The organism is Acinetobacter parvus DSM 16617 = CIP 108168, from assembly GCF_000368025.1.
In the GTDB taxonomy this organism is placed as follows: Bacteria; Pseudomonadota; Gammaproteobacteria; order Pseudomonadales; family Moraxellaceae; genus Acinetobacter; species Acinetobacter parvus.
In genome coordinates, this window is record NZ_KB849212.1 from 68,706 (window position 1) to 86,292 (window position 17,587).

Genomic DNA, 17,587 nt, shown 5'->3' on the forward strand with positions numbered 1-17,587 from the left:
TTTAGATGCAGAAGAAAGATTGCACGTTTGCTTTAAAATGATCGCAAGCATGATGAGCGAAAAGCACTTTAAATGTGACTTGTTCCATTTTAGAGATTTGTTTAAGATAAGATATAACTCATTGAGATGTGTCATAGTATTCGTCGTTAGAAAACAATTATTGTGACATTATTTCAATGAGTTATCTATTTTTGTCGTGTACAGAGAATTTTGGGGATTATTTTTACTTAGGCTATTTTGTATTAATTAATTTGGTTGATATTGAGCAAATCTTGCGCCCATCTGTTCAGCCAATGCCGCCAAGCCACTCATTGGGCGAATCATCACTTCAAAATCAATGATTTTACCTTGCTCATTAAAACGAATCATATCGATGCCTTTTAATGATTTTCCGCTGACATTGGCACTAAATTCCAGTACCACATTTTCCCCATCTTCGGTATAAAATTCACGGTGATAAGTAAAGTCCTGAAAAACTTGAATTACATTGGTCAGGATAAAAAATACCACATGCTTGCCCTCATAAGGTTTGTATGCCACAGGCGAACGAAACACGACATCATCTGCCAGTAATTCATTTAAAGATGACATATCACCTGTTTTGATCATCTGATGCCATTTTTCTAGCGCTTGCTTAGTTGTTTCGATTGTCATTGTAATTTCCTTATATTTTAGCTAATGAAGTTTGAGACATTCTCCTAACATAGAGAATGTCTCATCTTTTACTTATAGAACTGCTGCTAACTCAGCACCTTGACGAATCGCACGTTTAGCGTCTAATTCACCAGCTTCCTTCGCACCACCGATCAAGTGAACATTCTTACCATCTGCTTTGAGTTGATCAAACATTGCTGTATATGATTCTTGACCAGCACAAATCACAACATTATCAACATCTAACACTGTGGTCTGACCATCTACAGTAATATGTAATCCTTGATCATCCACTTTGTCATAGCTTGCGCCTGCAATCATTTTCACATCGCGATGTTTTAAGCCTGTACGATGAATCCAACCAGTCGTTTTACCTAATCCAGCACCAACAGCGGCTGTTTTACGTTGTAATAGGTAAATCTCACGTTCAGATTTCTCTAGCTCAGGCTGTTTTAAGCCACCTACATGCGCATAAGTGGTATCAATGCCCCATTCATCATAGAATTTCTGTGGATTTAAACTACCGCTTTCACCCTCATGGCTTAAATATTCAGCCGTATCAAAACCAATACCGCCAGCACCAATAATCGCAACACGCTTACCGACTGGAACACGCTCTTTTAATACTTGGATGTAGCTCAATACTTTTGGATGATCAATACCTTCAAATTGTAATTGACGCGGTGTTACACCTGTTGCAACAACAATCTCATCATAATTAGCCTGGCTGAGTTCTTCATAAGTCACTGTATGATTGAGTACCAGCTCAATATTCGGCTGTAACTCAATTTGACGTTTGAAATAGCGTAAAGTTTCGTAAAACTCTTCTTTACCAGGAATGGTCTTAGCAATATTAAACTGACCACCAATCTGATTATTTGAATCAAACACTTTAACTTTATGACCACGACTCGCTGCATATGTTGCAAAACTTAGACCCGCTGGACCTGCACCAATTACTGCAATATTTTTTATTGCATTTGTTTCTTTAAAAATCAGCTCAGTTTCATAACATGCACGTGGATTAACTAAGCATGTTGCAATCTTCATCGAGAAAATATGATCTAAACATGCTTGGTTACAACCAATACAGGTATTGATTTCATCACTACGACCTTCACTCGCTTTCAATACAAAATCGGCATCAGCCAACATTGGGCGAGCCATCGAAATCATATCCGCATGACCTGAAGCCAGTACATGTTCAGCCATTTCAGGTGTGTTGATACGGTTCGATGTGATTAACGGAATTGAAACTGAGCCTTTTAGCTTTTCAGTTACCCATGTAAATGCAGCACGCGGTACTTTCGTTGCAATCGTTGGAATACGCGCTTCGTGCCAACCAATCCCTGTATTGATAATTGTTGCACCTGCTTTTTCAATTTCTTTAGCAAGTTGTACAACTTCTTCTAAACTTGAACCACCTTCGACTAAATCAAGCATCGATAAACGATAAATAATAATAAAGTTTTCGCCAACTAAGTCACGAGTACGTTTAACGATTTCAATAGGAAAGCGGATACGATTTTCGTAGCTACCGCCCCATTCGTCATCACGGTGGTTGGTACGAGCAGCAATGAATTCATTGATCAAGTAACCTTCTGAACCCATGATTTCAACACCATCATACCCTGCATATTGTGCAAGCTTGGCACAGTTGGCAAAGTCATCAATCGTTTGCTGAACTTCTGCCGAACTTAATGCTTTAGGTTTGATTGGATTAATGGGCGCTTGAATCGCTGATGGCGCAACATTGTTTGCTTGATAAGAATAACGCCCCGTATGCAAAATTTGCATTGCGATCTTTCCACCAGCTTCATGTACAGCCTGAGTAATAACTTTATGTTTTTCAGCTTCTTCGACGGTATCTAATTTTGTACCGTGTGCAAATACAACACCATCATCATTTGGAGAAACACCGCCAGTTACAATCAGACTTACACCACCTTTGGCACGTTCTGCATAAAATGCAGCCATACGTTCATAGCCTTGAGGTGCTTCCTCTAAACCAATATGCATAGAGCCCATAAGCACACGGTTCTTTAATGTGGTAAAACCCAAGTCAAGTGGTTGTAATAAATGTGGATAAGCTGACATGTTTTCTCCTTTGGCTAGCAATCTGCTTGCTAATGCAACTTGTTGCATAAACTTATAAACAAGATTTGATTTTTATGCAACATATTGCATAATTCTGATGAGTCATTTTTTATTACGGATCATCATGTCACTTGCCCATGTTTTATTGACAAGCTTATTAGAGAAACCAAGTACAGGTTTTGATTTAGCTCGTCGTTTTGACCGTTCAATGGGCTTCTTTTGGAACGCGACTCATCAGCAAATTTACCGCGAACTCAATGGAATGCTGAAAAAAGGATGGATTTCTACATTAGAAGAACAGGCTGCAAACAGCCGAAAAAAAACCTATCAAGTCGAAGCACTAGGCAGAATAGAACTTGCTGCATGGGTTGAACAACAAAGCGAGCCTGCCCAGCTGCGTGATGACCTGATGGTTAGATTAAGGGCCGAAGCACAACTTGGCGGCAATAATATTTTGCCTGAACTTGAACGACATCTAGAACTTCATAAAGAAAAACTTAGTCTTTATCAAACCATCCATGATAAGGATTTTAAAAATAATGAACCTACTAATCGTGTCTTATTTATTCATAAAATGATTCTGGAACTCGGTATCATTAAAGAAATCGAATGGATAAGATGGTTAGAACAAATGATTCCACAACTTAAAAAGTTTGAAAAAGCCAACGGAGCTAGAGAAAAATAATGCCGTTTTATACCATGCCTGATCAGGAAAAATTGTTTGTCAGACGTGTTGGTGAGGGCAAACCTGTACTCGTCCTGTCAGGATTGGGCATGCAAAGCTGGCTATGGCTTCCATTTTTATTTGCAAGCCGTAAAAAATATGAATTTATCATTCCCGACTGGCGTGGTTTTGGCGGCTCAAAAGACTGTGCTATTCCTGAAATGGATGCAATCTCAAGTCACTGGAATGATGTGAATACCCTCATCAAGCAACTCAAGTTAGACCAATTTATTCTGATTGGCTATTCCATGGGTGCAACCACAGCCATGCATGGCTTTAAGCACGGTGGTTTGGCACAAAAACTCAAAGCCTATCTGCATATTGACCAAACCCCAAAGATTCCTGTGGATGATTCCTGGCAATATGGTTTACTTGGGCAAAAGCATCCCCTATTTAAATCGCTGCTACTGGATATTCAAAACGTACTCTCAGCAAATAGACAGGCAACCCAATTTGAAGATTTAGCTGCATCTGCTCGTGATCAATTAGTCAACGCATGGAGTAATTTTCTTGAGTTACAAAGTAGCAATCCTTATAGTGGCAAACTATTTAAAGCAGCGCTCAACCGCCCTTCTTTACAAAAATATTTATTGCCTATCCAGCGTTTGGATTACCTGCTTTGGTATGTGGAAAACTATTTAAATCATACTGAGGATTATCGCGAAGCCATTAGTCGAGTGAACTGTCCAACCACTTTCTTTATTGGGCGTGGTTCAACACTTTATCCTGAAACGGGGCAAACCATCATTGCTAAAAGTCTGAGCAATGCCAAAGCGGTTTATTTTGAACGTTCTGGGCATACACCACTAATTACTGAACCTAGAAAATTTAGTCAGGAAATTGGCAAGTTTTTAGAAAATCAAAGCCAGTAGATTAGCTTATTGATTTTAGATAGCCTAGTTACTTAGGCTATTTTTACGCAAAAAATAGCCAGCTTATTCATAAACTGGCTGTTAAATCAATTTAATGTCTTCTCATCTGCTCAGCAACATCCAGCAATAACTGTTCAGTTTTATCCCAACCTAAACAACCATCTGTGACGGATTGGCCATAAGTCATATTGCAAGAAATTTTTTGATTGCCATCAACCAAATGACTTTCAAGCATTACACCACGAACTTTGGATTCACTCCGCTCTGCAATAATCTGCTTTAAAACATTCGGCTGTTGTAATGGATCTTTACCACTATTCCCATGACTACAATCAATGACTAACGCAGGTAAATGCTTATGTTTAAAGTGCATGGCTTGGATTGAAGCCAAATCATAATTAGTTCCATGATTTGAACCGCGCAAAATCAAATGTGGTAATGGATTTCCATTACTATGCAAAATTGCAGGTAAACCTTGTTGAGTCATCCCCAAGAATTGATGACCATGCAGTGCAGACTGAATCGCATCCAAAGCAATTTGGATTGAACCATCTGTACCATTTTTGAAACCGATGCTATATGGCATATGGCTAGCAATTTCACGATGAATTTGTGATTCACTGGTACGTGCACCTATTGCACCCCAAGCCAATAAATCATCGAAATAACCTGTTGCCATGGGACTTAAAATTTCGCTGGCAATCGGCAAGCCTTTTTCAATCAATTGAATATAAAGTTCACGGGATTTTTCTAAACCCAATTGTAAATCTGATGATCCATCCAAATTTGGATCATATAAGAAACCTTTCCAACCCACTGTAGTACGTGGCTTTTCAATATACGCACGCATCACCAAAAATATTTGATCTTTTACCTGTTCTTGTAGTTTTTGGAGGCGATCAGCATATTCAAGTACTGCGATAGGATCATGAATCGAGCAAGGTCCTGTAATCACCATTAAACGATGATCCTGACCTGATAAAATATTCTGAATGGTTTGACGATGGTTTGAAATTTGCTGCGCTAAAGTTGCAGACAAGGGATACTGTGCTTTGAGTTGTGATGGCAAGCTAAGTATTGATTCTTTTGAATGAGTGTGTGGTTGTGTCAAAGCAGCATTTAAAGCATTCATTATTGATTTCCTTTGGACTGTTGTTCAGTCCCATCATTTATTTGAGCAAGTGTGATCTAAGTGATGTTGATTTTTTTGCAAAGTAAAACCAAGAAATCTTGCTAAAATATGAATAGTTAAATGTATACATGGTATTGCTCCAAAAATAATAAATGTTAAAGCATAAAAAAACCTGATCGGGGTTGCCGATCAGGTATTAACTGGTTGGGCAACCTTTTTGCTGCCCGAAACGCATCAGGCAACCATTAATAGTGCCAGAAATAAAAATATGCGTTTGTGTTTACAGTATGCTTTAACATGTTTCTTTAAAATATCTAAAAACTGTTCCTAAGTTCTAAATTACGCACTATTTCAGCATTTGACAAGCACTTTTTATCTTTTTTAATCAAAACTTCAAAATAGTAAAATTTGACCTTTCGTGTTTTCATCCATAGAATAGTTGAAAAATAAACCAATTCGAGATCACGCCTTTAACGAACCAAATCTTGCGGTTGTAAAATAATCAGGCAAGCACCGCAAACAACAACGATCCCACCTAAAATATCCCAACGCGTTAGCATGACTTGATCAACATAACGCAACCACATCAGGGCAGTAAAAATATAAATTCCACCATAGGCTGCATAAATACGACCTGATGCCGCAGGATGCAAAGTCAGTAACCAAACAAAGACTGTTAAGCTTAAAGCCGTAGGAACCCATAACCAATGCGACTTTCCTTGATTCAAAATCAAATAAGGAAAATAACAACCTAAAACTTCAGCAATTGCTGTGACGAAAAATAACCCAAATACTTTAAGTACTTGGGCTATTGAGAACGAAAATTCAAACATTAAGCAGGTTCAGCACTGGGATTAATATGATCTTCAAACACTTCCAGTTTTAGACCAACATCTTTGCCATTTTCGGTTTTCACAGATACTGCAACATTACCGCCATGCTCAGCCAACTCACCAAATAGAATCATCTCAGCAAGCGGCTTTTTCAAATGCTCCTGAATCAGGCGTTGCATTGGACGTGCGCCCATCAAACGATCATAACCATTGGTTGATAACCAGTCACGTGCGCTTTGATCAATTTCCAGAACCACTTGTTTATCGTCCAGTTGCGCCTGTAACTCTGTCAGGAACTTATCGACCACAGAATCAATCACAGTGGTTGGTAAAGCCTTAAACTGAATCACACCATCCAGACGGTTACGGAACTCAGGTGAGAATGCACGTTTCATGGCATCCTGATTATCTGCACTATGATCTTGTTCGGTGAAACCAATACTTGAACGTACAATACTTTCTGCACCAATATTGGTGGTCAGCACAATAATCACATTTCTAAAATCAGACTTACGGCCATTGTTATCTGTTAAAGCACCATGATCCATAACCTGTAGTAACAAGTTAAATACATCTGGATGTGCCTTTTCAATTTCGTCCAGCAGTAAAACACAGTGCGGATTTTTATGGATTGCATCAGTCAGCAAACCACCTTGATCATATCCAACATAACCTGGAGGCGCGCCAATCAAACGGGAAACCGCATGACGTTCCATATATTCAGACATATCAAAACGGACTAACTCCACACCCAATAGTTTTGCTAACTGCTTGGTGACTTCTGTTTTACCCACGCCTGTTGGACCAGCAAACACAAAGCTACCCACTGGTTTATCTGGTGCTTTTAAGCCTGCACGAGACAACTTAATTGCTGATGAAAGTGCAGTAATCGCTTCATCCTGACCGAAAACTACACGTTTTAAGTCGCGGTCTAAATTCTCAAGTACCGTCTTGTCATCTTTAGAGACAGTTTTCGGTGGAATACGGGCGATCTTGGACACAATATCTTCAATATTTTCTACACAAATCATTGAGCCACCGACTTCAGCTTTTAGGCGGCGTTGGGCACCTGCCTCATCAATCACATCAATTGCCTTATCTGGCAAGAAACGGTCATGAATAAACTTGGAAGAAAGCTCAACCGCAGCCACTAAAGCTTTATCGTCATATTCAACATGGTGGAAATCTTCAAATTTAGATTTTAATCCACGCAAAATATCAATGGTTTCATTCACACTTGGTTCATTCACGTCAATTTTTTGGAAACGGCGTGATAATGCATGATCCTTTTCAAAGACCTGACGATATTCCTGAAATGTAGTTGATCCAATGCAACGTAAAGTTCCATTTGCCAATGCAGGTTTAATCAGGTTTGATGCATCCATAGTACTGCCCATACTCGAACCAGCACCAATGATCATATGAATCTCGTCAATGAATAGAATCGCATTTGGATTCTTTTTTAATGCATTGAGCAACTGTTTTAAACGCTTTTCAAAGTCACCACGATATTTTGTACCTGCAACCAAAGCACCAATATCCAGACTATAAACTTCGGCATTGGCAAGTGGCTTAGGTGCTTTTCCATTGACAATTAACCATGCCAAACCTTCTGCAATTGAGGTTTTACCTACACCAGGATCACCCACTAGAAGTGGATTATTTTTACGGCGGCGACATAGGATTTGTGCTGCACGCTCAATTTCTTTTTCGCGTCCAATCAAAGGATCAGTTTTACCCTTTTGCGCTTCGATATTTAAATTAAGCGTATATTGCTCTAATGGTCCTGCATTGGCAGAAGCTGCATTTTCACCCTCAATATCCTCAACTTCTTCCTCAACCTGAATCTCATCTTTACGCGTACCATGAGAAAGATACTGAGTTAAAGTCAAACGATTGATTTGATGGCGTTTAAGCAAATAAACTGCAAAAGAGTCTCGTTCCGAATACATCGCAACCAAAACATCTGCACCTTCAACTGTACGGTCTCCACCACTAGATTGAACATGGAAAATTGCACGTTGCAGAATCCGATCAAAACTTTCCGTTGGATGAGGTGCCTGTTCACTGTTGTCACCAAGTTTCGGGGTATGTTGCTCTACATATTCCTCTAACTCCTTACGTAAGGTAACGATATCAGCGCCACATGCCTTTAACGCATTTACGGCCGAATCATTATCAAGTAAGGCAAGCAACAAATGTTCAACGGTTAGAAACTCATGTCTCTTTTGACGAGCCATGCTAACAGCCAAACGTAACGACACTTCCAATTGACGACTGAGCATGTAACCCCCTTATATCTTGGGCTCCATCAAAAAAAGACCTCTCTTTTAATGAAAAAGCGAATTATTAACTTGATCCGCCAGAGCTTCTGTAATTGCCATTTCATCTATGCCTACAAAGCTCTTGACTTCATAATCTACTGTTAGCATTAGTTGAGCATCTTGGTCAAGATTCAAAACATCGTATTGTTGTAAAAATTCAATTACAAAGAGAATAAGACCTATCTAATCGTTCAAAAAGACAGCAGATTTATTATTTATTTAAAGAATCACTGATTAATGTTAACTTTTGATAAATTTACTCTAAGAGGAATATATTCCGCAATTACTTCGCTTTTCCAACGCTGTTACTCGCAACAGAGTTGCTCGTCTTACGCTCGGAACAAAGCTTCGCTTTGTTTTTATCCTCTACCACTCGGGTATAACCCTCGTCTTGCGCAGCTAAAAAGCGTTGCTTTTTTTAACGCTTTCACTCCCAACACAGTTGCTCGTCTTGCGCAGCTAAAAAGCGTTGCTTTTTTTTAACGCTGCTCAGGTTCGATCTGACACAATAATGGATGTCCTTGAGAACGCGCATAATTATTCACTTGATTGGCTTTGGTCTCGGCAATATCCCTTGGGTAAACACCAGCAGTGCCCTTACCTTCGTAATGAACGGTTAACATCACCTGATTTGCCTGTTCAAAGCTCATTGCAAAGTAGCTTTGCAGCACCTCAATCACGAAGTCCATTGGTGTGTAATCATCATTCATTAAAACAACAACATAGAGCGGTGGCCGCTTCAATTCTGGCGGGGCTGTTTGCACAACCACCTCCCCCTCATGCTCCTCTTGCGAATCACCTAAACGTGGATTCAAGTGCCAGTCAACATAACCCGATTGATGAAAGGAATTTTTCACTTCACTTAAATTCATTTGACGTCTGTATCTTCGCATATTAAGTTCTTAATCTAAAAATTTACTGGGCATTTGCTTCAGCTTGAGGGATTTCCGACACGAAAGCAGAACTTACATCAACAGGCTTGCCACGCTGCCAGCTAAAACGTTTAATTACAGGCGTACCTGAACCTGATAAACGCACTTCGATAAATTGGGGTGTAAAGCCCTTTGGCATGGTCCATCGACCAGTCAAGCGCTCAAAGTCTTCAAAATTAAAGTTTTTATCCTCTAACGGTATATCCAGTATTTCAGTGTCCTTAATCAAACGTAATTCAACTGTACCCATTGCACGGCGTTTATTTGGACTCACCTGAACCAGATCCAGCTGATATTCAAAAGCATTTTCAGGAAGTGATTTAATCGCAAAATCCTGCACTGTTAGGCTCACACCACCACGCTGCCTAAGAATGTCACGATAAATGGTATTCATGCTTGCAAATTGCGCTTTATCTGCATTGGCCTGATTAATTCCCTTGAATAATTCCTCTGCATTGCCAACAGCCATATCTCGTTCTTGCACAGCGGCATTCAGGCTTTTGCTTACAGAATCGAGCGCGGCTTTTTGCTTCTGTACAACATCAACAAGTTGTTCTGCGTCCGCATCATAACCCACAACGGTTAATCCCTGACGATGACCGACAGTGTAACCAAGCATAAAACTGCTGCCAATAAGTAAAGTTGCAGCTATGACTAAAGGTAAATTCGTTTTGAGGAATTTATTTTTGTTAACGGAACTCTCTGGTAAAGTGGTCGGTTCAGCGTTTTCCATCATCATCTCTATCGTTATGGACTACATCAAAGCACACATTTAAATCCATATTTAAATGTGTGTGAAGTAAAAAAGCGTTTTTTATGGTAATAAACCGATACCATTCAAACCAGCAGCCTCATCAAAACCAAACATGAGGTTCATATTTTGCACTGCCTGGCCAGCAGCACCTTTCACTAGATTATCTTGTGCAACCAAGATAATGAGTTTACTTGGTTGAGGACGGTATAATGCAATTCTAAGCTCATTTGCACCACGGACGCTACGAGTCTCTGGAGAACTATTTGCTGGCATCACATCCACAAAGCGTTCATGCTGGTAAAAACTTTGGTAAAGTTCCTGCAAATCAGTTTGCTGGCCTTGCTCTGTCAGGTCTACATAAATGGTACTGAGCATGCCACGAATCATGGGCACTAAATGGGGTACAAAAATAAGCTGGTCAAACTGGCCCTGTTGACCTGAGATATTCTCTAGGGCCTCAACAATCTCAGGATGATGACGATGACCCGCAACAGCATAAGCCTTGAAATTATCCGCATTTTCGCTATAGATCATGCCCAGACTGGCTTTGCGACCTGCACCAGATACGCCTGATTTTGCATCAACAATAATGCTTTGTGTGTTTATGAGCTGGTTTTGCGCTTTTAACAACGGCGCTAAACCCAATTGTACTGTGGTTGGATAACAACCTGGATTACCAATCACCTTGGCGTTTTTAATTTTTTCACGATTCAGTTCAGTCAGGCCATATACTGAATCTTTCAATACCGTTGGGCAGCTATGTTGCATGCCATACCATTTCTCGAATTGAGCTAAATCCTGTAAACGGAAATCAGCAGCAAGATCGATGACCTTTGTACCAGCAGCAATGAGTTCTTCAGCATGTTGCATTGCAACTCCATGAGGTGTTGCAAAAAACACAACATCACATTGCTTGAGCAGATCCAGACTAAGATCGGAGAACTCAAGATCAGTATGTCCACGTAAACTTGGGAACATATCCGCGACACGCTTTCCTGCTTCAGTTCGGGAAGTTAGAACACGCACTTGAGCTTGTGGATGTCTTAATAATAGACGCAATAATTCAACGCCTGTATATCCAGTTCCCCCAACAATTCCAACAGAAATCACGTGCTCTACCTCAAATGATATATGTACCACTAGTATGGCAGTTTGATGGGGTTTTCACAATCCACAACCCTATAACTTATATAGTGTTTGTTATGTTTATGGCTTTATATATAACAAATCCAGAAATTCATGGAATCAGCACATACGGGATTTAATCACTGTAAAAGATTCGCTATTCAGCAAAAAACAGTGTAAAAGATATTTTTAAATCGTTTTACTGATGCCGATTTTACCACTGGTCAAAAAATACTATTGAATCATTGAAGTATTCGCATAGAATAAAAACCATGCGGTAATAATAAATTTCATGGATGCAAATTTTGGAGAGCGGGAATGCCTTCTTTGAGTGTAAAACAAAGAACATATCGTCATATTGGTTTAGGCTTAGGCACACTTATATTAAGTTCGGTACTCATTAGCTGTGGTAGTGGTGAAAGTAAGGCACGTATTGAGAATACCCCTGTTATTACAGTTCCAAAACCAAAGAATTTTGACATTAAAGTTCCTGTAGAAATGCGTAATGTCGTTGTTAAGGTTCTCGACAATACCGATAACTCCATCGTTCTTGAACAGACGTTAAGTACAACAACAAACTTGAGCCTTACATTACCAATAGTGCTTAATCGTAGTCATTTATATAGAGTTGAGATATCAACTCTTCCGAATTCACTAATCTATGATTTTATCAGTGGTCAGTATCAGAATTTTTCTATGACCTTACACGCACTCGTTGACGTTGATACTAGTAATCTAACTCAAAAAATTTTTATTAATCCAAGTTCTGAAGCTATTTATCAACGAGCATTAATCCGATCTGGACAACTACCTAATGAGCCAGAAGACCCAACACGCATTAGTTCACTACATCTAAAAATGGCATCTGGTGATGTAAGCATTGCTTTATTAAATGCTTTTAGTGGAATGGATATTCACAATCTTGAACCATCCTATTTATTAAGCGCTTTTACTCCACAAAATATGAATTTGGCTCAACAAGCCAATCTCTATACAACTACATATTTAAGTTTTGGCTATTTAAAGCAATGGGCAAATCAATTTCCAAATAATACCCTTACAGAATTTACCAAAAATCTGGCTATAGATTTACGGGATGGCTATCTGGATGCGAAAACAATTCGTGGAGATAGAGGTGGTCCCACATGTTTGAACAACTAAAAGCTTATTTATAAGTGATATTCTGCTCTAGTTAAGCTACCTTATTTTGTTGTGGTAGCTGGTCATAGTAAAACTCATCTGGGGTCATTTTGTCCAGACTCGAATGAGGCCGTTTCAAATTATAAAATTCAAAATATGCACTCAATTGCTTTTTCGCATCTGTGACACTGCTATAAGCTTTGAGATACACCTCTTCATATTTAACGCTCCGCCATAATCGTTCAACCATCACATTATCTACCCATCGACCTTTACCATCCATACTGATTTGAATGCCATTTGATTTCAATACATCAATAAATGCATCACTGGTAAACTGGCTGCCTTGGTCTGTATTAAATATTTCAGGTCGACCATATTTTTCAATCGCTTCATTTAAAGCCGAAATACAAAAATCCACCTCCATACTAATCGATACCCTATGCGCAAGTACCTTGCGGCTATGCCAATCAATCACAGCACATAAATAAACAAAACCTTTTGCCATAGGGATATACGTTATATCCGTAGACCACACTTGATTACTGCGCTGAATAGCCAATCCTTTGAGCAGATATGGATATTTACGGTGAGCTTGATTAGCCTGGCTTAAATTTGGTTTGCAATATAACGCCTGAATACCCATTTTCTTCATTAAAGTACGTGTATGACGTCGTCCTATATGATGTCCTTGACGATTCAACAAATCACGCATCATACGACTGCCTGCAAAAGGATATTGCATATGTAATTCATCAATACATCGCATCAGCTTCAGATCTGATGCACTCACAGGTTTTGGGCGATAATAATAACAACCACGGGAGACTTTCAGCAGCTTAGCTTGTTTAGATACTGAAATCTGAAGTGAGTCGTCGATTAACTTTTGTGGTTGAAGCGGCCCAGTTTCTTCAACACACCTTCTAAAAAATCAATTTCTAATGCCTGCTCACCGATTTTTGCATGTAGTTTTTTTAGATCGATGGGTGGTTCTGTTGGAGCTTTTGATTGATCGAAAGCTTGCGAGGAAGCTGAGATCAATTGATTTTTCCAGTCAATAATTTGGTTTTGATGAACATCAAACTCAGCACTCAATTCAGCAAGTGTTTTTTCTGCTTTAATCGCAGCAAGTGCTACCTTAGCTTTAAAATCATTTGAATGATTTCTTCTTGGTCTACGTGCCATAAAATACTCCTTATATCGATGTTTATAACATCATTTGGGGAGCAAAATATCACTTATAGCTGTTGTTCAAATTTCCTGATCCACCTCTGATCAAGCAAATTTAAGCTCCATTATCCCTGCTGCTCCTGAAAATATTGATCCAGCTAAAAATACATTATTAAATATCACAGCCAATCAAAAAGTTATTCGAGATCAATATGGCATCTCATTAAAAGCAGCAGTATTTGAACTAGCAACTAATTACCAACAGCAAAACTTGAATCCGACAGGTTATGCCCTATTACAGCAAAAAAGCTACGTAGGTGAAGACCCCATACTTGAATCCACCTCCTCTTTCCGTGTTGCTGGTGCTGGTGACTATCGGCGTGCTGTTGGTTTTGTAGACACAACTGGAAGTTGCAATGACTCAAAATATCCATGTAAGCAAGGCATAACTGGCATCAATCTGGTCAACCCCAATCTACCCTCCATCGAGTACTTAATTGGTCATTACGAAGATAAATCGAATGGATGTCAGTTAAATATTCGTGCCAATGGCGCACTGGAGCTGATTAAGGATTCAAAATTGTATCGCTCAGTTTTGGATGCGGATAGTACGGATAATTTATTACAGCTTCCAGATCCAACAAAATCTGAATATTTACTGAACAGTAGTTCTCCTGAGCCAAATAATGATTCGTTAAAATATGCATTTGTACAGGTTCACATTAAGGCCAATCAGGTATTAAGTGCACAGGCAGGTTTCGATAGCCGTAAAGCACCTGATGAACAGTTACAAGAAACTCAAGCACAATGTAGTTTTAGCTAGACATACCACCACGCAGGCAACTGGATACTTTTCAATTGCCTGCGATGATGTAAATATTCTGGATCATGTTGACTTACGCTATTCCAGAACGCAGGACTATGATCAAAATGCCGTGTATGAACCAGCTCATGCACACATACTGCGCGAACATTCTGCTCAGGCATAAGCACCAATGCCGCATGAAGCATAATATCCTGTCTTGAACTACAACTTCCCCATCGTGTTTTAGGCTTTCGAATTGTACATCTTTGATAGGGCAAACCTATTTCCTGACTGATGTGGGTTAAATATTCAGGTAAAAATTGTTTTGCATAGGCAAGTGTTGCAGCCTGTAAAGCCTTTTCAGGTTGTTCATTTTGAATGAACAAAATATGTTGTACCCAGTCGAACTTAAAAATATTGCGTTGTTGCTGATGAATAATTTGAAATGGCTGTAAATGATAAAATAATTTAATCTGTTCTGGAAAAGCAGCTGTTAAATTTAATTGTTTTTGCTGTTTATCCCAGGTTTCAATCAGCCATTGCTCTGATTGATTTAAAAACTGCTGAATCTGTTTCTTGGTACAAAATAAAGGAACTGTTAAACGAATACCTGTCGGTTCAACACGCAGGCGCAAACTTCGCGCGCTGGCATGTCGAATCATTTTAATTTCAGGTAATTGAGCTTTTAATGAAAGCAGAGCCATTATTGCGCTATACGTTCTTCAATACCGTGATCAGTCGCAACAACCGCAATACTTGCTGCATTTAAGGCAAAAATACCATTAGTCACCACACCTGGGATATTGTTGAGTGTTTTTTCCAGTTCGATGGCATTTAAGATATTGAGATTAAAAACATCCAGAATTACATTACCATTGTCAGTGACAACACCCTCACGGTAAACTGGGTCACCACCCAAAGCAACAATCTTGCGGGCAACCGCAGAACGTGCCATTGGAATAACTTCCACAGGCAATGGAAAATCACGCCCCAATTGCCCCACCCATTTTGAGTCATCCACAATACATACAAACTTCTTGGCAATTGAAGCCACAATTTTTTCACGGGTCAAGGCTGCGCCACCGCCCTTGATCATGTGCATATGACGGTCAATTTCGTCTGCACCATCCACATAGGCATCCAAACCACCCACCGAGTTCATGTCAACCACTTCAATCCCAATTTTTTTCAGCCGCTCAGCCGTTGTATTGGAACTCGCCACAGCTGCTTCTAACTGCAATTCAGGCAATAAATCAATTAAAAAATTGACGGTACTTCCTGTTCCTACACCCAAGATGCCGCCTTTGGGCAAATGTTTCAATGCCGCTTTTGCCGCAGCCTGTTTCTTTTCATCTTGGGTTGCATATAGACTCATGACTTCACTCAACTATTTTGACATTTGCTGCAAGAAAACAGCGCAAATGCACAGGGGTTTGCTACAATGTTCACCTATTTTAAACTATTATAGGGAAGATGAACATGCTGTCTCGTGTGGTACGACAAATTTTACAAGCAACGGTTTATGATGTTGCGATTGAAACACCGCTTGAAGCAGCTCCACGAATTAGTCAAAAAATTAACAATAACATTCGATTTAAACGTGAAGATTTACAGCCTGTATTTTCGTTCAAACTGCGCGGTGCCTATAACCGTATCAGCCAACTTCCCAAAGATCAATTAGAGCGTGGTGTGATTTGTGCCTCTGCGGGTAACCATGCGCAAGGTGTGGCTTTATCTGGAAAAAAACTCGGCATCCCTGCCATTATTGTTATGCCAAGCACCACGCCAGACATTAAGGTACAAGCAGTAAAAAATCTGGGGGGTCAGGTTGTCCTGCACGGTGACAGTTTTGATATTGCCAATAAATATGCCAAACAACGTGCTGAAGCTGAGGGCCTAGTCTTTATCCCTCCTTATGATGATGAACTAGTGATTGCTGGGCAAGGCACGATTGCCAACGAATTGTTACGTCAATGGCGTGACGTGGAATATGTCTTTGTTGCTGTAGGTGGTGGTGGGCTGATTGCAGGTGTCGCCGCCTATTTAGGTGAGGTTGCACCTCATGTCAAAGTGATCGGGGTTGAATATGAGGAATCCGCCTGTCTAAAAGCCGCACTTGAAAGCAATGAACGTGTGATTTTACCGCATGTGGGTTTGTTTGCGGATGGTACGGCGGTAGCCCAGATTGGTGAATTACCATTTAAAATGATTCGCTTAATGAAATCAGACAGCTCAGGTCCGATTGTTGAACCTGTTATTGTCACGGTTGATACAGATGAAATTTGTGCGGCGATTAAAGACACATATGATGAAAACCGCTGTATTGTTGAGCCATCAGGTGCAATGGCATTGGCTGGAATCAAGAAATATGTGGCAGAACATCAATTAACAGACAAGAACATGGTGTCAATTGTTTGTGGTGCCAACATGAATTTTGATCGTCTGCGTTATATTGCAGAACGAACTGAATTGGGCGAGCGTAAAGAAGCGATTTATGCGGTTACCATTCCTGAGCAAAAAGGTGCTTTCCTGCAATTCTGCCGTGCCCTGCAAGGCCGTAACATCACCGAGTTTAACTATCGGACCAGTGACAGCAATCAGGCACAGGTTTTTGTCGGGATTAGCCTGAAAGGTGGTGAAACTGAACGTCACGAAATCCATGAATTACTCAAGCAACAATATGATGTTGATGACTTATCGGATGATGAAGTTGCAAAGCTACATATTCGTTACTTGATTGGTGGTCATGCCAATCTTGAAAATGAACGTTTATTCCGTGTTGAGTTTCCAGAACGCCCAGGTGCCTTGCTGACTTTCCTTGAACGTTTAGGCCCAACACATAACATCACCCTGTTTCATTATCGTAACCACGGTGCCGCTGAAGGACGTGTACTGGTGGGGCTACAGGCGACTGATGCCAAACAGAATCCTGATGGCTTGATTGAAACACTGGAACAGATTACCTATCCATATGCAGAAATCAGCAACAATATCGGTTATCGGCGCTTTCTTAAATAAAACGAAT

14 protein-coding genes and 3 pseudogenes are annotated in these 17,587 nt (G+C 39.9%); 5 read left to right on the forward strand and 12 right to left on the reverse strand.

The window, feature by feature from the left end; all coding sequences use genetic code 11:
- The 3 genes and pseudogenes from F988_RS15075 to F988_RS06720 all read right to left on the reverse strand — a co-directional run.
- Positions 1–135 (reverse strand): annotated as a pseudogene (locus tag F988_RS15075) (IS4-like element ISAba33 family transposase); the annotation flags it as partial.
- A gap of 111 nt (positions 136–246) precedes the next feature.
- On the reverse strand, positions 247–654 hold the full coding sequence (locus F988_RS06715; RefSeq protein WP_004682042.1) for a nuclear transport factor 2 family protein: 408 nt from the start codon (positions 652–654) through the stop codon (positions 247–249).
- A 72-nt stretch (positions 655–726) separates the two neighbouring features.
- The gene (locus F988_RS06720; RefSeq protein WP_004682043.1) at positions 727–2,751 is read right to left on the reverse strand and encodes an NADPH-dependent 2,4-dienoyl-CoA reductase; all 2,025 of its coding nucleotides are present in this window, start codon (positions 2,749–2,751) and stop codon (positions 727–729) included.
- 124 nt (positions 2,752–2,875) lie between these two features.
- On the opposite strand from F988_RS06720, the gene F988_RS06725 reads away from it, so the two are divergent.
- Both F988_RS06725 and F988_RS06730 read left to right on the forward strand, forming a co-directional pair.
- Positions 2,876–3,436: a PadR family transcriptional regulator gene (locus F988_RS06725; protein WP_004682045.1), complete on the forward strand. Its 561-nt coding sequence runs from the start codon at positions 2,876–2,878 to the stop codon at positions 3,434–3,436.
- On the forward strand, positions 3,436–4,347 hold the full coding sequence (locus F988_RS06730) for an alpha/beta fold hydrolase (RefSeq protein ID WP_004682046.1): 912 nt from the start codon (positions 3,436–3,438) through the stop codon (positions 4,345–4,347). Before F988_RS06725 ends, F988_RS06730 begins: the two co-directional genes overlap by 1 nt.
- Before the next feature lie 91 nt (positions 4,348–4,438).
- Here F988_RS06730 and F988_RS06735 read toward each other — a convergent pair whose 3' ends face one another.
- The 6 genes from F988_RS06735 to argC form a co-directional block, all read right to left on the reverse strand.
- Complete coding sequence (locus tag F988_RS06735; RefSeq protein ID WP_004682048.1) at positions 4,439–5,479, reverse strand: 3-deoxy-7-phosphoheptulonate synthase; 1,041 nt, start codon at positions 5,477–5,479, stop codon at positions 4,439–4,441.
- A gap of 470 nt (positions 5,480–5,949) precedes the next feature.
- Positions 5,950–6,312, reverse strand: a complete 363-nt coding sequence (locus F988_RS06740) for a YnfA family protein (RefSeq protein WP_004682049.1) — start codon at positions 6,310–6,312, stop codon at positions 5,950–5,952.
- The gene (gene clpA, locus F988_RS06745; protein WP_004682050.1) at positions 6,312–8,597 is read right to left on the reverse strand and encodes an ATP-dependent Clp protease ATP-binding subunit ClpA; all 2,286 of its coding nucleotides are present in this window, start codon (positions 8,595–8,597) and stop codon (positions 6,312–6,314) included. The genes F988_RS06740 and clpA overlap by 1 nt, the downstream gene beginning before the upstream one ends.
- 518 nt (positions 8,598–9,115) lie before the next feature.
- On the reverse strand, positions 9,116–9,529 hold the full coding sequence (gene clpS / locus F988_RS06750; protein WP_162130246.1) for an ATP-dependent Clp protease adapter ClpS: 414 nt from the start codon (positions 9,527–9,529) through the stop codon (positions 9,116–9,118).
- Positions 9,530–9,551: 22 nt separating this feature from the next.
- The gene (locus F988_RS06755; RefSeq protein ID WP_004682055.1) at positions 9,552–10,301 is read right to left on the reverse strand and encodes a DUF6776 family protein; all 750 of its coding nucleotides are present in this window, start codon (positions 10,299–10,301) and stop codon (positions 9,552–9,554) included.
- An 81-nt stretch (positions 10,302–10,382) separates the two neighbouring features.
- Positions 10,383–11,432 carry an N-acetyl-gamma-glutamyl-phosphate reductase gene (gene argC, locus F988_RS06760; RefSeq protein ID WP_004682056.1) on the reverse strand — a complete coding sequence of 350 codons (1,050 nt, stop codon included), beginning with the start codon at positions 11,430–11,432 and terminating at the stop codon, positions 10,383–10,385.
- A 333-nt stretch (positions 11,433–11,765) separates the two neighbouring features.
- On the opposite strand from argC, the pseudogene F988_RS06765 reads away from it, so the two are divergent.
- A pseudogene (locus F988_RS06765) lies at positions 11,766–12,581 on the forward strand (hypothetical protein); the annotation flags it as partial.
- 58 nt (positions 12,582–12,639) lie between these two features.
- Here the strand turns inward: F988_RS06765 and F988_RS14510 are convergent.
- Positions 12,640–13,772, reverse strand: a protein-coding gene (locus F988_RS14510; RefSeq protein ID WP_228127220.1) for an IS3-like element ISAba14 family transposase whose coding sequence is annotated in 2 segments (ribosomal slippage) — positions 12,640–13,520 and positions 13,520–13,772 — 1,134 coding nt in all. Because the reading frame shifts where the segments join, the coding sequence is not laid out codon by codon here.
- A gap of 88 nt (positions 13,773–13,860) precedes the next feature.
- On the opposite strand from F988_RS14510, the pseudogene F988_RS06780 reads away from it, so the two are divergent.
- Positions 13,861–14,580: pseudogene (locus F988_RS06780) on the forward strand (hypothetical protein); the annotation flags it as partial.
- Here F988_RS06780 and F988_RS06785 read toward each other — a convergent pair.
- Both F988_RS06785 and rpiA read right to left on the reverse strand, forming a co-directional pair.
- On the reverse strand, positions 14,577–15,266 hold the full coding sequence (locus tag F988_RS06785) for a YgjP family zinc-dependent metalloprotease (protein WP_004682064.1): 690 nt from the start codon (positions 15,264–15,266) through the stop codon (positions 14,577–14,579). The pseudogene F988_RS06780 and the gene F988_RS06785 overlap by 4 nt on opposite strands.
- Positions 15,266–15,937, reverse strand: a complete 672-nt coding sequence (gene rpiA / locus F988_RS06790; protein ID WP_004682065.1) for a ribose-5-phosphate isomerase RpiA — start codon at positions 15,935–15,937, stop codon at positions 15,266–15,268. Before rpiA ends, F988_RS06785 begins: the two co-directional genes overlap by 1 nt.
- Positions 15,938–16,035: 98 nt before the next feature.
- On the opposite strand from rpiA, the gene ilvA reads away from it, so the two are divergent.
- Entirely contained in the window at positions 16,036–17,580 is a 1,545-nt protein-coding gene (gene ilvA, locus F988_RS06795; protein ID WP_171055713.1) for a threonine ammonia-lyase, biosynthetic, read from the forward strand.
- Positions 17,581–17,587: the final 7 nt, after the last annotated feature.

Coding starts and splice junctions, on each gene's coding strand:
- F988_RS06715 (WP_004682042.1), bottom strand. CDS start 654: ATGACAATCGAAACAACTAAGCAAGCGCTAGAAAAATGGCATCAGATG.
- F988_RS06720 (WP_004682043.1), bottom strand. CDS start 2,751: ATGTCAGCTTATCCACATTTATTACAACCACTTGACTTGGGTTTTACC.
- F988_RS06725 (WP_004682045.1), top strand. CDS start 2,876: ATGTCACTTGCCCATGTTTTATTGACAAGCTTATTAGAGAAACCAAGT.
- F988_RS06730 (WP_004682046.1), top strand. CDS start 3,436: ATGCCGTTTTATACCATGCCTGATCAGGAAAAATTGTTTGTCAGACGT.
- F988_RS06735 (WP_004682048.1), bottom strand. CDS start 5,479: ATGAATGCTTTAAATGCTGCTTTGACACAACCACACACTCATTCAAAA.
- F988_RS06740 (WP_004682049.1), bottom strand. CDS start 6,312: ATGTTTGAATTTTCGTTCTCAATAGCCCAAGTACTTAAAGTATTTGGG.
- clpA (WP_004682050.1), bottom strand. CDS start 8,597: ATGCTCAGTCGTCAATTGGAAGTGTCGTTACGTTTGGCTGTTAGCATG.
- clpS (WP_162130246.1), bottom strand. CDS start 9,529: ATGCGAAGATACAGACGTCAAATGAATTTAAGTGAAGTGAAAAATTCC.
- F988_RS06755 (WP_004682055.1), bottom strand. CDS start 10,301: ATGGAAAACGCTGAACCGACCACTTTACCAGAGAGTTCCGTTAACAAA.
- F988_RS06785 (WP_004682064.1), bottom strand. CDS start 15,266: ATGGCTCTGCTTTCATTAAAAGCTCAATTACCTGAAATTAAAATGATT.
- rpiA (WP_004682065.1), bottom strand. CDS start 15,937: ATGAGTCTATATGCAACCCAAGATGAAAAGAAACAGGCTGCGGCAAAA.
- ilvA (WP_171055713.1), top strand. CDS start 16,036: ATGAACATGCTGTCTCGTGTGGTACGACAAATTTTACAAGCAACGGTT.